17 protein-coding genes and 1 other RNA gene are annotated in these 19,964 nt (G+C 41.9%); 3 read left to right on the forward strand and 15 right to left on the reverse strand.

All coding sequences use genetic code 11. The features are described from left to right. Nucleotides 1-61: 61 nt before the first annotated feature. From MST17_RS12270 to ssrA, 12 genes are all read right to left on the reverse strand, one after another. The gene (locus MST17_RS12270; protein ID WP_180026576.1) at nucleotides 62-946 is read right to left on the reverse strand and encodes a hydrolase or metal-binding protein; all 885 of its coding nucleotides are present in this window, start codon (nucleotides 944-946) and stop codon (nucleotides 62-64) included. Between the two features lie 206 nt (nucleotides 947-1,152). After that, nucleotides 1,153-2,226 (reverse strand): YqaJ viral recombinase family protein, encoded by a 1,074-nt coding sequence (locus tag MST17_RS12275; protein ID WP_180026575.1) that lies wholly within the window; start codon nucleotides 2,224-2,226, stop codon nucleotides 1,153-1,155. Between the two features lie 132 nt (nucleotides 2,227-2,358). Beyond that, entirely contained in the window at nucleotides 2,359-3,393 is a 1,035-nt protein-coding gene (locus tag MST17_RS12280) for a DUF932 domain-containing protein (RefSeq protein ID WP_180026574.1), read from the reverse strand. A 22-nt stretch (nucleotides 3,394-3,415) separates the two neighbouring features. Further along, a complete protein-coding gene (locus MST17_RS12285) occupies nucleotides 3,416-3,694 on the reverse strand; it encodes a hypothetical protein (protein ID WP_180026573.1) in 279 nt (92 codons plus the stop codon). Between the two features lie 123 nt (nucleotides 3,695-3,817). Beyond that, nucleotides 3,818-4,672, reverse strand: coding sequence for an inovirus-type Gp2 protein (locus tag MST17_RS12290; RefSeq protein WP_180026572.1), 855 nt, complete (start codon nucleotides 4,670-4,672; stop codon nucleotides 3,818-3,820). 667 nt (nucleotides 4,673-5,339) lie between these two features. After that, the gene (locus tag MST17_RS12295; protein ID WP_180026571.1) at nucleotides 5,340-6,728 is read right to left on the reverse strand and encodes a hypothetical protein; all 1,389 of its coding nucleotides are present in this window, start codon (nucleotides 6,726-6,728) and stop codon (nucleotides 5,340-5,342) included. 9 nt (nucleotides 6,729-6,737) lie between these two features. Further along, nucleotides 6,738-8,405 carry an IS66 family transposase gene (locus MST17_RS12300; protein WP_180009710.1) on the reverse strand — a complete coding sequence of 556 codons (1,668 nt, stop codon included), beginning with the start codon at nucleotides 8,403-8,405 and terminating at the stop codon, nucleotides 6,738-6,740. 74 nt (nucleotides 8,406-8,479) lie between these two features. Next, nucleotides 8,480-8,815, reverse strand: coding sequence for an IS66 family insertion sequence element accessory protein TnpB (tnpB, locus tag MST17_RS12305; protein WP_004828548.1), 336 nt, complete (start codon nucleotides 8,813-8,815; stop codon nucleotides 8,480-8,482). Then, nucleotides 8,812-9,195 (reverse strand): transposase, encoded by a 384-nt coding sequence (locus tag MST17_RS12310; protein WP_004828545.1) that lies wholly within the window; start codon nucleotides 9,193-9,195, stop codon nucleotides 8,812-8,814. Before MST17_RS12310 ends, tnpB begins: the two co-directional genes overlap by 4 nt. Nucleotides 9,196-9,266: 71 nt before the next feature. Continuing rightward, entirely contained in the window at nucleotides 9,267-10,364 is a 1,098-nt protein-coding gene (locus tag MST17_RS12315) for a hypothetical protein (RefSeq protein ID WP_180026570.1), read from the reverse strand. Nucleotides 10,365-10,751: 387 nt separating this feature from the next. Further along, the gene (locus MST17_RS12320; RefSeq protein WP_180026569.1) at nucleotides 10,752-11,888 is read right to left on the reverse strand and encodes a tyrosine-type recombinase/integrase; all 1,137 of its coding nucleotides are present in this window, start codon (nucleotides 11,886-11,888) and stop codon (nucleotides 10,752-10,754) included. A 184-nt stretch (nucleotides 11,889-12,072) separates the two neighbouring features. Further along, nucleotides 12,073-12,432, reverse strand: a transfer-messenger RNA (tmRNA) gene (gene ssrA / locus MST17_RS12325). A 128-nt stretch (nucleotides 12,433-12,560) separates the two neighbouring features. Here ssrA and glpK point away from each other — a divergent pair. Beyond that, nucleotides 12,561-14,045 (forward strand): glycerol kinase GlpK, encoded by a 1,485-nt coding sequence (gene glpK, locus MST17_RS12330; protein WP_180010036.1) that lies wholly within the window; start codon nucleotides 12,561-12,563, stop codon nucleotides 14,043-14,045. Between the two features lie 72 nt (nucleotides 14,046-14,117). Here the strand turns inward: glpK and MST17_RS12335 are convergent, their stop codons facing one another. The 3 genes from MST17_RS12335 to MST17_RS12345 all read right to left on the reverse strand — a co-directional run bounded on the left by MST17_RS12335 (nucleotide 14,118) and on the right by MST17_RS12345 (nucleotide 17,562). Continuing rightward, a complete protein-coding gene (locus MST17_RS12335) occupies nucleotides 14,118-15,644 on the reverse strand; it encodes a DHA2 family efflux MFS transporter permease subunit (RefSeq protein ID WP_180026568.1) in 1,527 nt (508 codons plus the stop codon). 6 nt (nucleotides 15,645-15,650) lie between these two features. After that, on the reverse strand, nucleotides 15,651-16,802 hold the full coding sequence (locus MST17_RS12340; protein WP_180026567.1) for an efflux RND transporter periplasmic adaptor subunit: 1,152 nt from the start codon (nucleotides 16,800-16,802) through the stop codon (nucleotides 15,651-15,653). A gap of 262 nt (nucleotides 16,803-17,064) precedes the next feature. Next, the gene (locus MST17_RS12345) at nucleotides 17,065-17,562 is read right to left on the reverse strand and encodes a thioesterase family protein (RefSeq protein WP_180026566.1); all 498 of its coding nucleotides are present in this window, start codon (nucleotides 17,560-17,562) and stop codon (nucleotides 17,065-17,067) included. 107 nt (nucleotides 17,563-17,669) lie between these two features. On the opposite strand from MST17_RS12345, the gene hemB reads away from it, so the two are divergent. Both hemB and thiO read left to right on the forward strand, forming a co-directional pair. Then, a complete protein-coding gene (gene hemB, locus MST17_RS12350; protein ID WP_180026565.1) occupies nucleotides 17,670-18,683 on the forward strand; it encodes a porphobilinogen synthase in 1,014 nt (337 codons plus the stop codon). Between the two features lie 137 nt (nucleotides 18,684-18,820). Further along, nucleotides 18,821-19,945, forward strand: a complete 1,125-nt coding sequence (gene thiO / locus MST17_RS12355) for a glycine oxidase ThiO (protein ID WP_180026564.1) — start codon at nucleotides 18,821-18,823, stop codon at nucleotides 19,943-19,945. The last annotated feature ends 19 nt before the right edge of the window (nucleotides 19,946-19,964 follow it).

A 19,964-nucleotide genomic window follows, 5' to 3' on the forward strand; every position in this document is an offset into this window, starting at 1 on the left:
TCATGTTGACGAGCTCCTCGCTCATGAGATACGGCACATCTGTGTGTTTTTACCTGCTAACTTAATTCAATGCAGTCACTGCTCCCTTTAACTCTTGCTGTATATCAAAAGCATTGGTTTCATTACTTTTCGGCTGCTGTTGATCATCCGAATAAAACTCTTCAACAACCTCCAACCCCTCCTCTCCATCCATCTCAAAATGCGCATTGGCAAAACCTTGTCTGGCAATATGGTCCAAAGCCTCCTGATAGAACCCCGCCTGTTTACTTTGCTCATCAATTTGCTTTGCCATGACAATCGCGTCATTCAAGCTAATACCATCCTTTAAGGTTAAATCCACGTAATACACAGGCTGGCGATAACTCTGAGTTGTGCTTTTACCTCTTAGCGTCAACTGCAATGGCAGACATGAAAGCAAGCCATTCGAAGCCGCATGGTAATAACTCAGCCGAGCAGCCAAGGTGCGGATACTATTGAAGCCCGCTGTCCTGAAAATGAAGGTGCCAAATTCATCAGACTCATCTAAGTTCACATGCAATCGTCCATAAGGTTTGCAGTTGCCACCCTGAGCCAACGGACATATATCTGGCGAGGGACATGGCAGTTTCTCTATCCCTTGCTGTGTTCGCCTTTGACAGGTTTCACCATTTCCCATACACACAGGTCGACCCGTTTGCCGGTCAAACATGGTGTACTCTGCTCTTAAGTTCAGATCAGGATCATTGAAGATCATACGGACAGGAATCGTCCGCAGCTTTTGATTTGGCACATTGACCCGCAGCTGCTCATCTAGCGGATGCTTAATCCATCCTTCTTTGTTCTGAATTTGGGAGGTTATGGTGAATTGGTCGTCTTTTTCAGGCAGACGTTTTCCGTTCTTTTCCACTACCCGCCCAATGCTGATTCGTCCAAGCATTGGCGGCGTGATTGCTAAACCTTTAATCATGCTGTTTTCCTCTTTCTGCATTTTTATACAAAACGGCCAAATCTATAGAGCACCCGCCCTTTAGCCGATTAATTTAAAATGAATAAAAACAAGACACACCAATGGCCACGGGGGAATATGTTGTGCATCGGTCTTTTGATCTGGCAAAGCTGTCCAATGCCCTGTTCTTTTTGAGAATGGGGCGAAGGGGCTGCTTTGCCGATTTTTTATGCTGGCCTGTCTGAAAGCGACGAATCTAAATAAATATTGAAGCGCCTGCTTCCAGCTCTATACAATGGGTAAAGCTCAATCAAATCGGGTTGATGCTTCAAGACAGCTTGTGTATTCAAACCAACACTATCTTTGGCTTTCTTCCACACCACTGAACCACGGCTGAATACTGCACGCTCAGCATCCTTCATCATCATCTGAATCTGATGCTTAAGTTCATCAAATCGCTCCTGCTTATGCTGAATCTCTTCTTTCAGTTTGATCAACTTATCAAACATGAGATTGGCGGTTTCATTCTGTGATAGATCTTCAACTGTCAGTGGGACATGACTTGGATATAGCCTTTGGATTGCTTCCGCTGCCGATGCACTTGCATCGACCGATGGCGGTGTATCCTTTTCCACACATTCCCAGAAATAACGTTCTGCATTGATGATGTGCTCAATCACTGATTCAGATCGTGTGACCTTAAAGATTTTGGTTTCATGTCCACAGAGCAATACACAAACATGGGCTGCCAGTTTTCCTGTCACAGCCAATTGATGCTGCACCTGACACAATACATATAGCGGTACACCATCTCGCCATAATTTGGCTCCATGCTCCCCTGCAGTTTTACATTCAAGAATTTGCACTTCCTCATTGCCAACAACGGAGTAATCCAAGTTTGCCAACATAAAGTGCTTGTCAGGATCAGGATGCTGTAGAACAGCATTCACACGGCGGACCTTGGAATTGGTGTGCATGCTGTAATACTCAGCGACTAAGGGTTCCAGCTGCTTGCCCCAGTACAGTGGTGCAAGACCCGAGCTCTCATCTTCAATCGACTGCGTCTGACGGCCTGTTTTGATCAGCCAAAGTTCGAGCATCGACATGTAGGGGTTTAAACCGCATGCTGTTGCAGCATCACTGCTGCCAATACCTTGTTTACGGACTTCAAGCCAATCCTGATAGGCCATATCTTTGGTGTTAACCAAACGTTTGGCTGTATTGGAACGCTTAGCTGTGTTTAAGGGATTTATTGTTGGTTGTGGAGCTTTCTGGTGTGTCATTGGGATGATTTGATTCATTGCGACATCCTTATAAATATAGATTTCTGTAAAAATTGAACGGCATAAAAAAACTATACCCAGCATGAAGCTGGGTATGGTTGATATAAGGTGGAAAGTATTTAGTTAGATATGGCTTAGGCTAAATGTATCTCAGGCAAGCAATGCCAAAGCTTGCTCTAAGCCTCTTTGTTTCAGACCTGCACCTGCACCGAACCACGCAGAATCTAAACGGTGATCTGTACTCATAGCACGTCTTTCATGATCTGCAAACTCTGTGATCGAGCATAGCAAGCCATAAGCCGTATCCTTTGCTGAAGACAGCATTGCGCCACGTCCCTGACCATTAAACATTTCTAAAGTTTTAGTCATGGCTCTTCCATTCGGTTCAGTTTTATTTTGTGTTTGTGCATTGCTTGCAACCTGACGGTAGAACTGAATAATGTTTTCCTCAGGATCTGCAATAGTCATGGTGCTATTGTTAAATACTGCATCAAAGTAAGCTTTGGCTTCCTGCTGACTCACTTTACGCTGGCTTAATTGTTTCATTTCATACATGTGTTCATCCCATGCACGCACTGAAACACCCAATTGCTGTTTCACTTTCTCTGCATCGAACTTGGTGCTGTGCGGTACTTTGACCACACCTGAACTTGCAGTTGCGCCTTTCAGAGCAATTGCAAGCGTGTTATTGCACACGACACGGATACTGGTAAATTGCGCTGTAGTTGCCAAAGTTCCATCACATGCAGAAGCCAGCAGAATATAGCCATTACTTACATCCTTGCCTTTCAACGCTGTACTTTGACCTGTACGCGCCAATGCCCAGAACTTCTTACCGCCCTTCAAGACACCTGCTGTTTCAAGCTCGAAGCCCGATTGTTCTGTTAGATCACGATAGAACTCCAAAATCTCTTTTGGTTGAACTTCCTGATAACGCTGACTAACCACAGATAACGGCGCATGGGTATCTGAGCGATACAGTACACGCTGTTCTTCAAATGGCATGATGATGCTTTGACCACGCTCATTCTGAGCCATATAACTGACATCAGATGATTCGATAAGCCAATCCATCCCTGCTTGTTGTGCCCAAACTTCGAGTGGTTGATTCGGACTGAGTTGATTACCTAAGCCATGCCAAGGGGTTTCACCTACATAGGCGATTTGTTCAATTTGATGTGCCATTGCTTTGATCTCCTATGCTGATTCAACGAAAGTTCTGCTGACATTGGTTACAGTGGTAATAGGTCATGGTGACAGGCTTTTTGGGCTCTTCAAATACACTACTGAATAAACCACCAATGACTGCACCTGCTAGCCCACCAAGTAACGGTGATACAGGCAAAGGTAAGCTCTTTGAGATGGATGCACCAATGGTGGCAAACGATGCAGATGCTGCAAGACCTGATGATTCAGTTCCATCCACTTGTTGGTTCACCACTTGGATGACTTGATCGGATAGGCAGTAAGGACAAGTTAAACTCATAAGATATACCTCAAAAATGAAAAAAGGCTTACCGCATGGCAGGCCTCTGATTTGAATGTCAGGGGGAAATAAACATTCTTCGTTCATGTTAATGATGTATATCTATGATTTTTTGGAATCCCGTTATCTGCGCCCTGAGCCACCTTTACTAAACTTCCGCATGCCCTTCAAAGGAGCTCTTAAGTATTGATCATCTTTATCAGGATCAGCTAAATAACCTATTGCTTTTAACGCGTTCCCTACCTCTTTAGAGTTACGCCTTTCAATCATTCCAATACCTAACTGATTCAAACCCCAATAATACTTTTTATGCTCAGCTTGATTGCAGTTATAAAACTGTCCACACCCTCCTGTAATTTTATCTTTCCACAATTCACCAATGCACTGTCCTAAGTAAGAATCTCGATTACGCAAAGAACCGTTATATATCAGCAACAGATGACAATGATACCCTCTGCTTTTTCCACCCTGCTCTAGACGATAAACATACCCGACCTGATCCTTAAAAATAGTATCCTTATCTTGAATGCGACTAACCAACTTCTCAATATCACGATTGAACTTACATATACTCGGTTGTGACAAAACCTTGTATGACAGATCAACTCTTACCAAGAGTAGCTTACGATGTCGATCTAACAGCTCATTAAAATATTTTTTTAAACTTCTTTGGTTATCTCGAATCTGATCAATGAATCCATCCAAGAAGATTTCCTGCTTTTCAGCCAACTCACGCTGAAAGCATTGAAATACGCTCTTACTTTCAAAAATCTCCTGATCCTCACAAGAAATATTTTCAGGGAGCAGATTGAAATAGGCTTCTACTAAAGGGCTGTATTTACAGTCTGGATTGTGAACAGCTATTGCTTTTATTTTAAGTGTATCAAAGTCAAATTGGAAATCATTCCAGCGGTATTTTCTTCTAGATACCTTAAGCATGAAGTGTTCAATATCAAGTAAGGTTTGTGCTTCGTTCATGAGTATATTTCCTATGATTGAGTAAGCTCATAGGAATCACTGCTCAGTATTTTTTACACATGAACGTAAGCATTGAACTCAATAAAAAAACCTTCATCATTTGGAGTGATGAAGGTTAGTTGATAATCTTAAGTAAATGATAAATAATATATATTAAATATATATCCTAGCAATTTTCAGAAGTACTAAACCCCAAATTACCACTAATTTCTCCAAACCCCTTCTTCTATAGCAAACATTGAAATCCCAACAATTCTTCCTATTTTTATGGAAAGGGATGAAGCGGAAGTTAGGTTCTAATGAAAAGCAATCCTATATAATCCATTATTTGAATTTAGATACTCGTATTGGTTTCATCTGCCGCTTACGTTCTACCTTTACTACTCTCCTTGATCGTTCACTTATATCCGATTTCGCAATAGGTTTGCTTTCATCTTCCTCTCTGGATGTTTTAATAGGCTCACGTACTGATTCAACAACATCACTTAAAATACTCTCATCTACTTTAGAAATATTTTCGCTAAATTCTTCACTATTTTGTTTTAAAGGACCAGAGATAACTCTTTGAATCTCGTTGAAGTCACCTATTGCAGAGCTAGAGTTTACATATCCCTCAGCAACTCTCTTGGAGCTGTCATTATTTTCTACAACCGACGATGCCTGTTTATTAGCCCTTACTCGAGTCTCTCGTCCTTTTTTGTGAAGACTTAACTTCGCTTTTACTTTTTGTTTTTCGCCCCAGAATCAAACTGTCTTTTCTCGGCATAAGTGACAAATCTAGTTCAGCAATTAAAATATGTGGAGCATAGGCATAAAATTTAGCAATGGTCTCAATCATGTATTGCTTGTTTCTTTTTTGATTTGGGTAAATTTCCAAATACTCATCATTCAGTTCACCCGTTAGTTGTATTACTTTCACAGACTTTGCCACAAGGCATACATCACTGAAATCATCAAAAGGATTTACCAGATCATCATTCTTTTTCTGTTTTGAGATGTAGGTCTGAATTTGCTCAGTTTTTTTGACTACATAGTTACTCCAATACTCTGAAATGTCATTTATCAAATCAGCTGAATTCACTTTTAGATTCGTGTCATTTTTGAAAAATAACGTGGCATCAATATAATGTTCATTGCGATATGGCACATAAAGACCAACATGGCCAAGAAGCTTTACTCCTTGAGTATGGCGACGCTTCAAATTATCAACATAATCCCGAAACATTGAATCAAAAACTTTCGCCTTATCCTCGCTTCCTTGTACAAAACCTCCCTCAAATATGAACCTTAATACAATGACATCTTCTTTAAAAACAAGCTCAAGATAATTTTGGATTGATTCTTCTCGCTTTTTAGCCTTTTTAAACTCTACATTTTCTTTTTTTATTAAGTCTTTAAGTACAGATTTCTGATAATTTTTTAGCTCATTTTCCACAGTGGGAAGCGCATCAATTCTTATCACTTCTGGAAAACTTCCATTCATCTCCTTCAAAAAATGATGTACCCGATAGCCAATATTTTTAAATTCAAAACTTTGACTTAAGCTAAACTCCCTCAATAAGTGATTTGCCTTCAAAAAACAGTTCATCATAGTAATAAGGATAAACTGCTGAAAGACTACATTTAGTTTCGAAAACGCTGGTCTAGCATAAAAAGCCTTTCTCTGTTTATCTGAATAGAACAACTCTATTCGTCTTTGATACATTATGCGCGTTAACAACTTCTCAACTCGGATAAAATCATCCAAAAGACTCGTGTAAGCTTTAGAAACCGTTGCTTGTTGATGATATAAAAATTCAATCAAATTAAGTTGATTTATAGCATTAGGTTCTAAGTCATTAATATTGAAATATTTATCAAAATTGGAAACAATTTTTTCATCTATCAAATCATCTAGAAACACCCTAGCCGTATTAAGTTGATCTAATAAGGATTTACGAGTCTTAGGGGTCTTAGGTTGTATGTATATTTTTTCTTGAAAACATCTGAAATCATTAAAAAATACAGAGTATAAATCTACTTGCTCTTTCAGTAGTAAGCGTCCGCTGAACCCCATGCCTATTTTTTAATTTGAGTTGGATTTCCAGCGATGTGGCAGTAATTCTTCAATCTGAGTCACTTTATGTGTCGGCAACCTTTTCAGCACATCACTTAAATAGGCATAGGGATCCAGCCCATTCAGCTTTGCTGACTGGATTAATGTCATAATATTGGCTGCTCGCTGACCGCTGCGCAGCGAACCTGCAAATAACCAGTTCTTACGTCCCAACGCCCAGGGGCGCATCTGGTTTTCCACCCAGTTATTGCAAATCGGTAGATTGCCATCATCCAGATAGCGGCTTAAGGCTGGCCAACGCTTCAGAGTGTAATTGATGGCCTTGGCGGTAGGAGAACTCGATGGCACTGTCAGATGATGTTGGTTGAGCCATTCATATAGTTGTTGCATCACTGGTTGACTATGCTGTTGTCGGTATTCGCGGCGGTCTTCCGCTGTACCATCGGTCTTTTTCCTGAGTTCTGCTTCTATCGCATACAGTTTCTGAATCAGCACTAAGGCCTGTTCAGCGACCTGACTTTTCCCAGTTACATGCAGTTCATGGAATTTACGACGTGCATGGGCCATGCAGCCCACCTCTATGACCTGGCCTGATTTAAAGCGTGCTTTATAACCACTGTAATCATCACAGACTAGATAGCCCTGCCAGCCTTTCAAGAACTCTGCAGCATGCTGGCCTGAACGACTATCCTGAAAGTCATAGATCACCGCCTGAACTGGATTGTACTGTGTGGTGGCATAGGCCCAGACATAACCTTTCTTCGGTTTTTTATCATTCTCACCCATCCGCATGATGGTGACTGGTGTTTCATCTGCATGCAGCACCTGCTGTTGTAGTACCACCTCTTTTAAGGCATTGGCCAGAGGTTCCAGTTCCACACCGCAGCGACCTATCCAGTCAGATAAAGTTGATCTAGAAAGTTCGATTCCCGCCCGCTGATAGATCAGACGTTGACGGTACAGCGGCAAATGATCGGCATACTTCGATACCAGCACATGGCTGAGCAATTCAGGTGAAGCAATGCCTTTATCAATCACATAGGCGGGCATCGCTTGCTGAGTCAGAGTGTCACACTGATCACAGACCCATTTACCACGCACATGCTGTTCCTTATAGAACTGTGCCGGTCTGAAATGCAGTTTTTCACTGATATCTTCGCCGATACGACGTAACTGGCAGCCACAACTGCATTGGGTTGATGCAGGTTCATGCTCAATACGGATGGTGTGTAGATGATCTGGCAGCAGTCGACGTTTAGGTTTGTTGACTGTGGCTTTCTGTGTCGCTGCATGGGTTTTATCTGCATTTAATCGTTCTAATTCCAGATCAACGGCTGCGATATCTTCTTCGACCGCCTCATCCCACAGATGGATTTGTTTTGCGGTGAGATGTTCGTTTTTACTGCCGAATTTATGCTGTTTAAACAGCGCCAGTTCATGCTCGTATTTTTGATTGAGAATAGAAAGATGCTGAACTTTAGAATCTAATTGCTGATTGGTGACTTCAAGATGTTGAACTTTGGCATCTAATTGTTGATTTGATACTTCCAGATGTTGAACTTGAGCATCTAATTGTTGTTTATCTTCTGCGAGTTGTTGATGCTGCATCGCCAACTGCCGGGTGAATTCCAGCAGTTGTTCATGGGTCAGTTGGCTTAAATCTGGCAGCGTATTCATGACCGCAGTATGCCTGAGGTCATGAGAAGAATGAAATAGAACGTTTGGAGGATGGCAGAATAGCCGAGCTTGGTTTAGAGCATCGTGACCACCTGCTGTCGTCCAATGCGCTGCCAAGGCAAACCCTGGATTAATGCCTGTAACTGTTCCGGGTTGAGAGCTACGCTTTCACCCTGGTGAACTTTAGCCCAGTGGAATTTTCCCTGTTCCAAACGCCGGGCACACAGCCAGATGCCCAGTCCATCATGTACCAGCACTTTCATGCGATGGCCACGTTTATTACAGAACAGGTAAGCACAATGCGGTTTAATGTAGCCAAAGGCTCTCACCACCTGAGCCATGACAGTATCCATCCCTGCTCGCATATCCAGAGGTTGGGTAGAAAGCCAGATTTCATCGATACGGATCATGTTGCCAGCACCTTGAGTAATTCTGCCAAGGCAGGTATTTCTGATACTTGCCATTTCAAGCCAATTTCTGCTTTTGAGTGGGGTAAAGTAATTTGAACTTTTAACATGTCAGTAGGAGTAGGATCTAATGGTGCAGAGCAAGATAAGGCAATAAATGCAGGTTTATTCGGTAGTGGTGAGCGATCACTCCCTGGCTTAGCATCAATTAAGCGAATCCATTTGGATACAAGATTTGTATTCAATCCATGTTGCAAAGCGACTGAAGCAATTGAAACGTCCGGTGCTTTACAAGCCTGAACGATCTGCTGTTTAAATTCAGCACTGTATGTTCTTCGTTTTTTCGCAAGAGATGCGATGGATGTCTGATGATTTGTAGTCATAAATTTAAGTCCCCACTTGTTTCTAAGTGGGGACTAAATTAAGGCTTATAGGATGAATTCAGAAGGTGTGTTCAGCGGACGCTTACTTTCAGTAGCTCATCACTATCTACATTTAATAAAAAACTACTAGATAAAAAGTATTTCAGAAACTTATCTCGAAAATTAATTTTCTGTTTTTGGCCAACCAACTCTCCAACGAAGTGATCTGATGGATATGTTTTCTTGATCATTTTTTCACAATTAGTCACTCTTATTTGTTCAATACTTCGAGTCACAATATAGCTCTGAATTCTTTTAGAATAGTGCTCCACTAACCTCTCTTGAGATTCATAATTTTTAATTTTGTAAATGACTAAGAATGTTATAGCTACATAATCTAGACTCAAAACATGCGTATGATTAACAACCAACAATACACCATCATCTTGTGCAAACTCACCACCCATATATCGGGCAAAATCACCTAGAAATTTAGCTGAAGAAATAGATTGATAGTTAATAATCCCATCCTCTAATTGAATTGGCAAACGAACATCGAATACACAAATTCCAAACCTGATTTTCTCTGTTACCAATTGATCATAACTAAAGAGTAAATTCTCATAAATTCTATTTTGCTCATCAATTTTTCTATTAAGCCAATCGAACTTTTTAAACTCGTCATTTTCTGTAGTTGAGGCTGACTCCAGAAAAGCACTGTAGCGATCTAGAAAATCAAAAAAAATTCCAGCATCAAATTTTTCTACGCTCCACATCTTTGGGTCAGAGAAATCTAAATCTTGCAACCCTGCTGGACTTTGTAAAAATTTTTTATAGTTATAAATTCGGGAATCCCAATAATAATGCTTAGCAAAATTTTGAAATGCATTAGCCATTTCATCAGAAGTATTTAACGCTAGCGGTTTATAAAAATTAATAATCTTGATCTTCAGATAATCATTACCCTGCGCATCTTCAAAATCTTTTCGTGTATACGCCGAACGGTCTTCGATACGTCTAAGAACATGATGTATCAGCTCTAACGCGACAACGGTTTCATTATATATAGGTTGCTCAGTATATTTTTCACCACCTAAAATTTTTGGTCTCTTATTGGGGAATTTTGCTTTTAGATATGAAAAACACCCATCATAAAATGCATCGGTATCATCAAGCCATTGCAACTTCATTTTCATCCCCTCAATATTGTCTAGATAGTTTTTATTTAAAATTTTATTGTTTTATATCTTCTTACTGTCTAAAAGGCAATTAAATAAGGTCTTTTAGGTTTTTAGATACATTTCTATCCCCTAAAAACTTACTTCTTATATAGTTAATTTTTTAATATTAAATTCTATTTTTGAAATATTATCTCTCAAATATTGGATTAGAGCTCAAGTTTAATTGTGTGATGAAAAGCTATAAAAATAACCTTTCTACAAGCACTAGCCATATTCAGAAATTAAGTCTAAATATCATTACCTCAATCAGAAGATAGAAATTTGGCAAAAAAAAAACGTGCTAAGCACGCCTTTTAAGTTTTATTTCCTCACTAAATTATTTTTCAAATCCCGTGATTATTCCAACCACACCTTTACCTTCTCCCCATACCATTCCATGATCTTTACACGCTCATCCCAGTACTGTGCTCGGTTATAAGCAGCACGAATCCGGTTCTGTGGCACATGGGCAAGCTGACGTTCAATGGCATCAGAATTAAACAAATTTGACTCATTTAGCACAGTACTAAACAAAGATCTAAAACCATGCGTTGTCATTCTACCTGCATAACCAGAACGCTTGATCACAGCCAAAATTGATTCACTACGCATAGGTTCTTTGTTATTTAATCTATGTGGGAATAATAAGTCTTGGTTGTGTGTCAAACGTAATGCCTGAAGTTCCTCAATCATCATGTCTGTTAAAGGTACACGATGAGGTAAACCATTCTTCATACGATCAGCAGGGATATCCCACTTTCGTTCTTCAAGATCAAACTCTTCCCAACGTGCTTGCAGTAATTCACTTACTCGAACACCTGTAAGCATGATCAAAATAATTGCATGATGCGTTTGAGCATCAGCAGGATAGGCTTTAATCCGTCTAAGAAATTCAGGCATTTCAGTTTCAGATAATGAAGCCAAATTTTTCACTTTCTTATTCTTAAGCGCATAAACCAAATCACTAGCTGGATTGTCATATCGATAGCCGTGGGCTATGGCATATTTCATCACCATACCGCATCGAGATAGCGTACGTTTAGCTACTTCAGTCGAACCTCTAGCTTCAATTTTTTTAATAACCTGCAAAATCTCAGGTGCCTGAATCTGATTGATTCGTTTATTTGCGAGAGCAATGTAAAGCTCATCTAAAGATGCGCGTACATTACTGATATGCTTTGCTGACCAAGTTTCTCTTTGATTCTCAAACCAATCTTCTGCCACCTCTTTAAAAAATGGCTTGATGTCTTCGTATAAGACTGATTTGGAATGCTTGTATTTCAGCTCAAGGGCAAGCTCTCTCGCTTTCTTTAAACTCATGTCTGGATATAGACCAAGTGATTCTGACTTACGCTCACCATGAACGGTATAACGTACATTCCAGTATTTTTGCCCTGCAGGTGTCACCAATAATGACAAACCATTTTCATCTGAAAGACGATAACGCTTATATTGGGGCTGTGCTTTTCTGCATTCAGTATCCGTGAGTTTCATCTGTATATACCCTTTATCTAGACTAAAAATAATTGGGTAAATTTTCCCAATAATTACCCGCAGAAGGCAAAAATTGGGTCACACAGCTTAGGACAGGATCGGACAATACAGCCAATAAAAAAGCCCTTAAATATTGAATTTAAGGGCTTTTTTACATTCAGTCGAACATCTCTGAATTGAATTTTGGTGGAGATGGCGGGAGTTGAACCCGCGTCCGCCAGCACTACGCTCGAGAATACTACATGCTTAGATATCGTCTATTGATTTAGCTCTTTGTGACCCGACGAACAGGGTACAAATCGCGATCCTTTAAGATTTAGTATAAGACCCCAAGGCTTGATCTTATACGGACTTGTGTGCGTTCGCTTCAGTCGGGACCCCTAACCACAAGTATTCAGGGATGCGGACAAGCTGCCCTTAGGCAGCTAGAGCGTAAGTTTCGTCGTTTGCGACTAAAATATGCAAATTTGATTTACGAGAGAAAATGCGCTCTCGACATGCATCTATGAGTTTCATCACCAGCGTCGAAGCCAGAAACATCCCCAAAGTAGCGTCATCATAGCATAACTGCAAAAAATTGCGATGCAATTTCGAAACAATTACACATTGATCTGCGCTTAATTACATAATTGCGTTAATATTTTATTTTTCAAGACCGCAAAAGAAAAATATATGAGCTATTTATTGGCACTCGATCAAGGAACGACTTCAAGTCGTGCGATCATTTTTAACGAACATGGACAAGTTCAAGCTACAGCTCAACGGGAAACCCATATTCAAACCCCACATTCGGGTTGGGTGGAGCAAGATGCTCAGGAAATTTGGAGTACCCAAATTGCCGTCGTACAGCAAGCGCTCGCTTCTGCCCGTATCCTCGCCAAAGACATTAAAGCCATTGGACTGACCAATCAGCGTGAAACCACTGTGGTTTGGGATAAACGCACAGGTCAACCGCTTGCTCCTGCAATTGTCTGGCAAGACCGCCGTGCAACCGAGTGGTGTGGGCAACTAACTCAACAAAACCTCAATGACCTCATTCACAAAAAGACCGGTTTACGTATCGACCCCTATTTTAGTGCTGGGAAATTGGTCTGGTTATTAGAACACACTCAAGGTCTACGTGAACTCGCTGAGCAAGGTCATGTGGCTTTCGGCACAATTGATAGTTGGTTGGTGTGGAATCTGACGCAAGGTGCAGAGCATGTGATTGAAGCCAGCAACGCCTCACGAACCATGCTAATGAACTTGCAGCAACAAGCATGGGATGAAGAACTCTTAGAATTATTCGATATTCCCCTTTCGGTCCTTCCTAAAATCATCAGTTCAGATGAATATATTGCAGATACCGCGACAGGTTTACTTGGCGCAAACATTCCCATTACCGGCATTTTAGGTGATCAGCAATCTGCGTTATTTGGACAATCATGCTTTGAAGCAGGAACAGCAAAAAACACCTATGGTACCGGCTGTTTCATGCTCTTTAACACCGGCACTGAAGTTCAATATAGCCACAATAAATTACTCTCGACACTTGCATGGCAAGCTCAAGGTCAAACCCATTATGCACTAGAAGGCAGTGTATTTATGGCTGGCGCAATCGTGCAATGGCTAAGAGACGGTTTAGGGATTATTCAAAAAAGCAGTGATGTTGAAAAACTCGCGTGCCAAGTGGAGCATACCGATGGCGTGGTTTTGGTTCCTGCCTTTACTGGGCTAGGCGCTCCGCATTGGGATAGTGATGCCCGTGCCCTCCTCTGTGGAATGTCACGTGGTACAAATAAATCCCACATAGCTCGTGCCGCCTTAGAGGCCATTGCCTTTCAAGTGTCGGATGTATTGACCGCCATGCAGTCAGACCTGTCTAGTCCACTTAAAGAACTCAGGGTCGATGGCGGTGCCAGTAGCAATGATATGCTGATGCAATTTCAGGCCGATATTTTAAATGTGCCTGTACTGCGTCCTAAACTTTTAGAATCAACAGCATGGGGCGCTGCCGCAATGGCCGGACTCAAAGCGGGTGTGTTTTCAAATCTTGATGAAATTGCTGCATCATGGCAATTAGAACGTGCTTTTGAACCAAAAATGAATGCTGATCAACGTGAATTTCATTTGGCTCAGTGGCAGTCTGCACTCAAACGGGCGCGCTCGGACCTTTAATTTTTTTCAATCAACACCGTATGCAATAAAAAAAACCGCTCATTTGAGCGGTTTTTTTATACTTGATAATATTTAATGTGCATGACCACCACCCACACCTGCTTTAGGTCGCGGACAGAGCCAAATGATCAGTGCAGCGAATATAAAGACACCCGTCAAGACTAAAAACACATGATTGGCTGAAAGCGTTAAGGCTTCTTTATCCACCAAACTGGAGATATATCCCAAAGCAGCTTCTGAACTCATTCCATGATTCACCAAGGTGTTTTGTACCTCAGTAACATGTAAATTACTGACCATTTCACTGCGTGCGACTTTGGTGTGATCATCCCAAATGGTAACAGCAATCGATGCGCCAATAGCCCCAGCCATGGTTCTTAAGAAGTTCATCAAACCTGCCGCAGATGCCATGTCTTGTGGCAGTACCGATGCCAAGGCCATATTGGACAAAGGAATAAAGAAAAATGGCACGGCAAAACCTTGTAATATTTGCGGTAAAGCCAAAGCCATAAAGTCCGCATCCGTGGTCCAAAAGGCCCGCATAAGGGTTACACCGCCCAAGATACTTAAACCAAAACTCGCTAAAGCACGTTGATCGTATTTGGTTGCAAGCTTCGCAACAATTGGCGACATGGTCAGACTACCGACGCCCATCGTTGCAGTGAGATAGCCTGCCCACGTTGCGGTATAGCCCAAGTTGATCTGTAACCACTGCGGAATCAGGACAATACTCCCGAAGAAGGCACCAAAACCAAAGGCCAAAGCCAAGACCGAAATGGTAAAGCTTCGGTACTTAAACAGCAGTATATTCACCACAGGATGCCGCTCAGTCAGCTCCCAAATCGTAAAAACGATCAACCCGACAAATGCCGTCAGTGCCAACACCACGATAAATGGATGATTAAACCAATCTCGTTCATGACCCAAGTCCAACATCAATTGCAAGGCACCGATCCACAACACCAACAGCAGTAAACCACCGCGGTCTATTTTCAATTTCTGTGTAGGTGTTTCAGCCGTTTTCAGTAAGCGCATCGCTGCGATAGCACAACCGATCCCGACAGGAATATTGATAAAGAAAATCCAATGCCAAGATAAATTATCACTGATCGTACCACCCAAAATTGGACCTAAAATGGGGCCAACCACAGTGGTCATTGCCCACATCCCCATGGCTTGCGATTGCTTTTCAGGAGGGAAAATGCGCATTAACAACGTTTGGCTCAGTGGCATAATTGGGCCACCAAACAAACCTTGCCCAATTCGGCAAAACACCAACATTTCCAAACTGGTCGATAAACCACACAGTATCGAAAATACCGTAAAGCCAAACAGGCTGATCACAAAAACCCGTACAGAACCAAAGCGCCCAGCGAGCCAACCAGTTAATGGCACACAAATCGCTTCTGCCACGGCATAGGAAGTAATGACCCATGTCCCTTGGGATGCCGATACTGCAAGGCTACCAGTAATATGCGGCACAGATACATTGGCAATGGTCATGTCGAGCACAACCATAAAGTTCGCCAATGCCAAGACCAAGGCAGCGAGAATCAGACGACCACCTTTTAAGTCAGTCATTTGCATTTGCTGATTCATAGGCAATTACTTCGATTTCAGGTCAATCGTCGCTTCCATAGACAGCCCCACACGTAGTGGGTGTTCTGCCAACTCTTTTGGATCTAAACGTATCCTCACAGGTAAACGCTGAACCACTTTAATCCAGTTTCCTGTGGCATTTTGTGCTGGAATCAAGGCAAATGCTGAACCTGTGCCACCAGAAAAACCAGTGACTATGCCATTAAATTTAACTTTGTCACCATACAGATCAGATGTCAGTTCAACTTTTTGACCCGCTTGCACCCCTGCCAATTGGCTTTCTTTAAAGTTGGCATCGACATATAACTGAGAAACTGGCACCACCATCATTAATGACGTTCCCGGTGCAATGCGTTGCCCAACTTGAATATTACGACGTGTCACTACACCATCAAAGGGTGCTTTAATTTGTGTACGTTCTAAGTCCAACTGAGCTTGTTGTAGACGTGCTTGTGCAATTAAAACATCTGGGGTTGAATTTTCATTGCTGTCTTGAATTAATGCATCATTTGCAGCTTTATTACTTTGTGCCGCTTTTTGACTAGATTTGGCTTGAGCGAGTCCTGCTTGTGCCACATCAAAACTGGCTTTAGCGGTATTCACAGCACTCTGCGCTGTGCTTAATTCTTCTTTAGAAATCGCACCCGAAGCAGCCAATTGTTGACGACGTTGTAATTCATCTTGTGCTTTATTCAGATCGGCTTGTGCTTTGGCCACTTGTGCGCTTGCACTATGAATTGCATCATCACTGACAAAGATTTGTGAGTTTAAAGAACTACTATTCGCCGCAGTTTGTTTGTATTGGCGTTTTGCTTTAAGTAATTCAGCCTGTGCCTGAGCTAAGGCAATTTCAGCATCACGAGCATCAATGCGAACAAGCACATCGCCTTTTTTCACTTGCTGCGTATCACTCACCAAAACCTCTGCCACTTGCCCCGTGACCATCGAGGTAATCGACGCTGTTTCTGCACCGACATAGGCATTATCGGTACTGACGGAATGATTTAGAAATATTGACCAAATCAAATACATCACCAAAGCAATCACGATCAATACAGCCACTATACCAAGGCCTTTTTTTCTGCGTGCTTTTAATTCCTGATCGGTGGGCTGCTTTGTAGATGGGGTTTCTGGCAGGTTACTAACGGTATCTGTCATAGATTTGTCCTAAATCTAGCAGACTTGGTCATGGCATCATGAGCTTTGCAAAGCATGTCAACTTTGCTGTCAGATAATGGTGTCGTGAGAAAGTCTATCTTCTTCAATTTTCCGGCATTTTAAAGCTAAAAAATCATATCCTGAGAATAGAAAATGTAACTCGTCAGTCTTTTTTTCGTCGGCAACAGGATAAAATCATGCCCTGCTGCCAATACTGGACTTTATTTTTTCATTATTTTGAATGTGTTAACTTAAGAATGGCTTAATAGGCATACGATGCAATCGCTGTTGCAATCGCTTTACCTTCATCATTGACCATGGTCATACGCATGGTGCAGCCCTTACGACCTAAACGTAAGGTTTCAGCTCGTGCAACGAAATACTGTCCACGTCCTGGCGCCAAATAATCCACACGCATATCGACGGTCGCTAAGCGAGATACCTTTTTACTAGTTTCTACTAGATCTTCAGCTGTGGCCTTTTTATACAATTCTGCCATTGCAGAGATACCACCGATACTGTCGAGTAAGGTTGCCGCTACACCACCATGTAAAATTTGGAATGCGACATTTCCAATTAAATTACTGGCCATGTCGACACGTGCTTCGATCTGACCATCAATCACCGTCATTTTCATGGCATTGTGTACAAAAAATGGGGAGCTGTTAAATGCTTGAGCAATGTTATTTAATAAAGTATCGATTTCAATCTTCGAGTTTAGGTCAATATTACCGGTCCAACTCTTATTTACATCTGTCATAGCCTACTCGAATCGCTGTCATTGAATAAAAAAATAATACGGGGTGCGCCAAACCCTCATTATGCGTCTACAATAGTCAAAGTTTAATACTGATCAATGAGATTGTTATGACCTATACGTTCAATCGTCCAGCTTTTCCAGCTACCCGCATGCGTCGCATTCGTAAAAATGACCAGCTTCGTGCCATGGTGCGTGAAACTCAACTGACGACTGATCATCTCATTTATCCAGTATTTGTGTTGCCAGGCCAGCAACAAACTCAAGACATTCCAAGCATGCCAAACGTACAGCGTCTATCTGCTGACTTGTTACTAAGAAAGGCAGAACGTTTACTCGAATTGGGTGTTTCAAAATTAGCTTTGTTCCCAGTTACACCACAGGAAGATAAAAGCTTAACGGCTGAAGCAGCTTGGCATGAAGATGGCTTAGTCCAAAGCACCATCCGCTTATTAAAAAAAGAACTACCAGAAATGGTTCTCATCACTGATGGTGCTCTCGACCCATACACCACACATGGTCAAGACGGTATCATTGATGATACCGGCTATGTACTGAATGATGAAACCGTTGAATGCTTAATTAAACAAGCGCTCAGCCATGCCGAAGCGGGTGCAGATGTGGTTGCACCAAGTGACATGATGGATGGTCGTATCGGTGCAATTCGCCAAGCCCTTGAAGCCAATGGCCATATCTATACCAACATCATGGCTTATTCTGCAAAATATGCGTCTAGCTTTTACGGGCCATTCCGTGATGCGGTAGGTTCTTCAAGCAACCTCAAAGGTGGCAATAAATATAACTATCAAATGGACATCGGTAACCGTGCAGAAGCTTTACATGAAATCGCACTGGATATCCAAGAAGGCGCCGACATGGTGATTGTAAAACCAGGTATGCCTTATTTAGATATCGTCCGTGAAGTCAAAGATAACTTCGGTGTTCCAACATTTGTCTATCAAGTGAGTGGCGAATACGCCATGTTGGCAGGTGCCATTCAAAATGGTTGGTTGTCTGATAGCGTGATTATCGAATCGCTGATGAGTTGCCGCCGTGCAGGTGCAGATGGGATCTGGACTTATTTTGCTGAAGATGCAGCACTCATGTTGAAAGACATGAAATAACCCGCAAAGCCTTCCTGAAATAGTAACGTTCAGGAAGGCTTTTTTATCTCTGTAAAATTCAAAAAACAGTCATGGAAGAAAAACTTCGGCATTGCTGAAGTTTAGATCAAACTTATACATTCATCGGTTAAAAGAACATGAATATTGCCATTATTGGGGCGGGTGTAAGTGGTTTACTCACCGCATTGGAATTGGTCGAACGTGGTTGTACGGTGACAATTTTCGACCAACAACGCACAGGTTCTGCTGCATCATGGGCCGGTGGTGGCATCCTCTCCCCGATGTATCCTTGGCGATATCCCAATGAAGTCAATGCGCTTGCACGTTATGGCAAACAGAGCTACCAAAGATGGAATGAAAAATTAAAACCTATGACTGGGATTGATTTTGAAATTCATGAAACTGGGATGCTGATTTTTGATGAAGATGATTTTGAAATCGGTTTAGATTATGCCCGTTTGCACCAAGACCCAATGCAACAGGCGGAATATTTACAATCCGAGCAAATTGAGCAGATTAATCCTCACATTTCAGCACGCTTTGCACATGGCATTTATTTTTCGCAATTAGCCAACATCCGTAATCCGCGACTTTTGCAGTCATTAACGGCTTATTTACAGCAGCATCCCAAAGTTCAGATTTATGAACATTGCCCTATCCGCCAATTAAACCGTTCGGACAATCGTATCCAGTCCATCACCACCGCAGATGGCAAACAACATACAGCTGATCAATTCGTTATTGCCACGGGCGCTTGGTCAGCCGCATGGAGTGAACAACTAGACATTGAGATACCCGTACAACCCGTACAAGGACAAATGCTTCTCTTTAAAACTCCGCAGAACTGGTTGCCGACCATGTGCATGAATAAAGTCATGTACTTGATTCCACGCCAAGACGGTCATGTGGTTTGCGGCTCAAGTATGCGCCAATGTGGCTTTGATACTCAGACAACAAATACAACCTTGCAGCATATTCAAAAATCCTGCTTTGACATGGTGCCAGAGCTTGCCAACTTTCCGATTGTGAAATCTTGGGCTGGCCTGCGTCCATCTTCCCCTGAAGGGATTCCGTATATTGGGCAGATGCCAAATTACGACAATCTATGGGCAAATTTTGGGCATTTTAGAAATGGTTTATGCATGGGACCAGCTTCAGCTCAGTTATTGGCTGAACTGATGACTGGGGAAACGCCTTCATTCAATGCAGACAACTATAGTCCAACTCGCCTGTTTCAAGATGCGTTATTAAGCGTCGACTAATGGTCAATAGGCCAATTTC

This window comes from Acinetobacter sp. YH16056_T (assembly GCF_024605895.1).
In the GTDB taxonomy this organism is placed as follows: domain Bacteria; phylum Pseudomonadota; class Gammaproteobacteria; order Pseudomonadales; family Moraxellaceae; genus Acinetobacter; species Acinetobacter amyesii.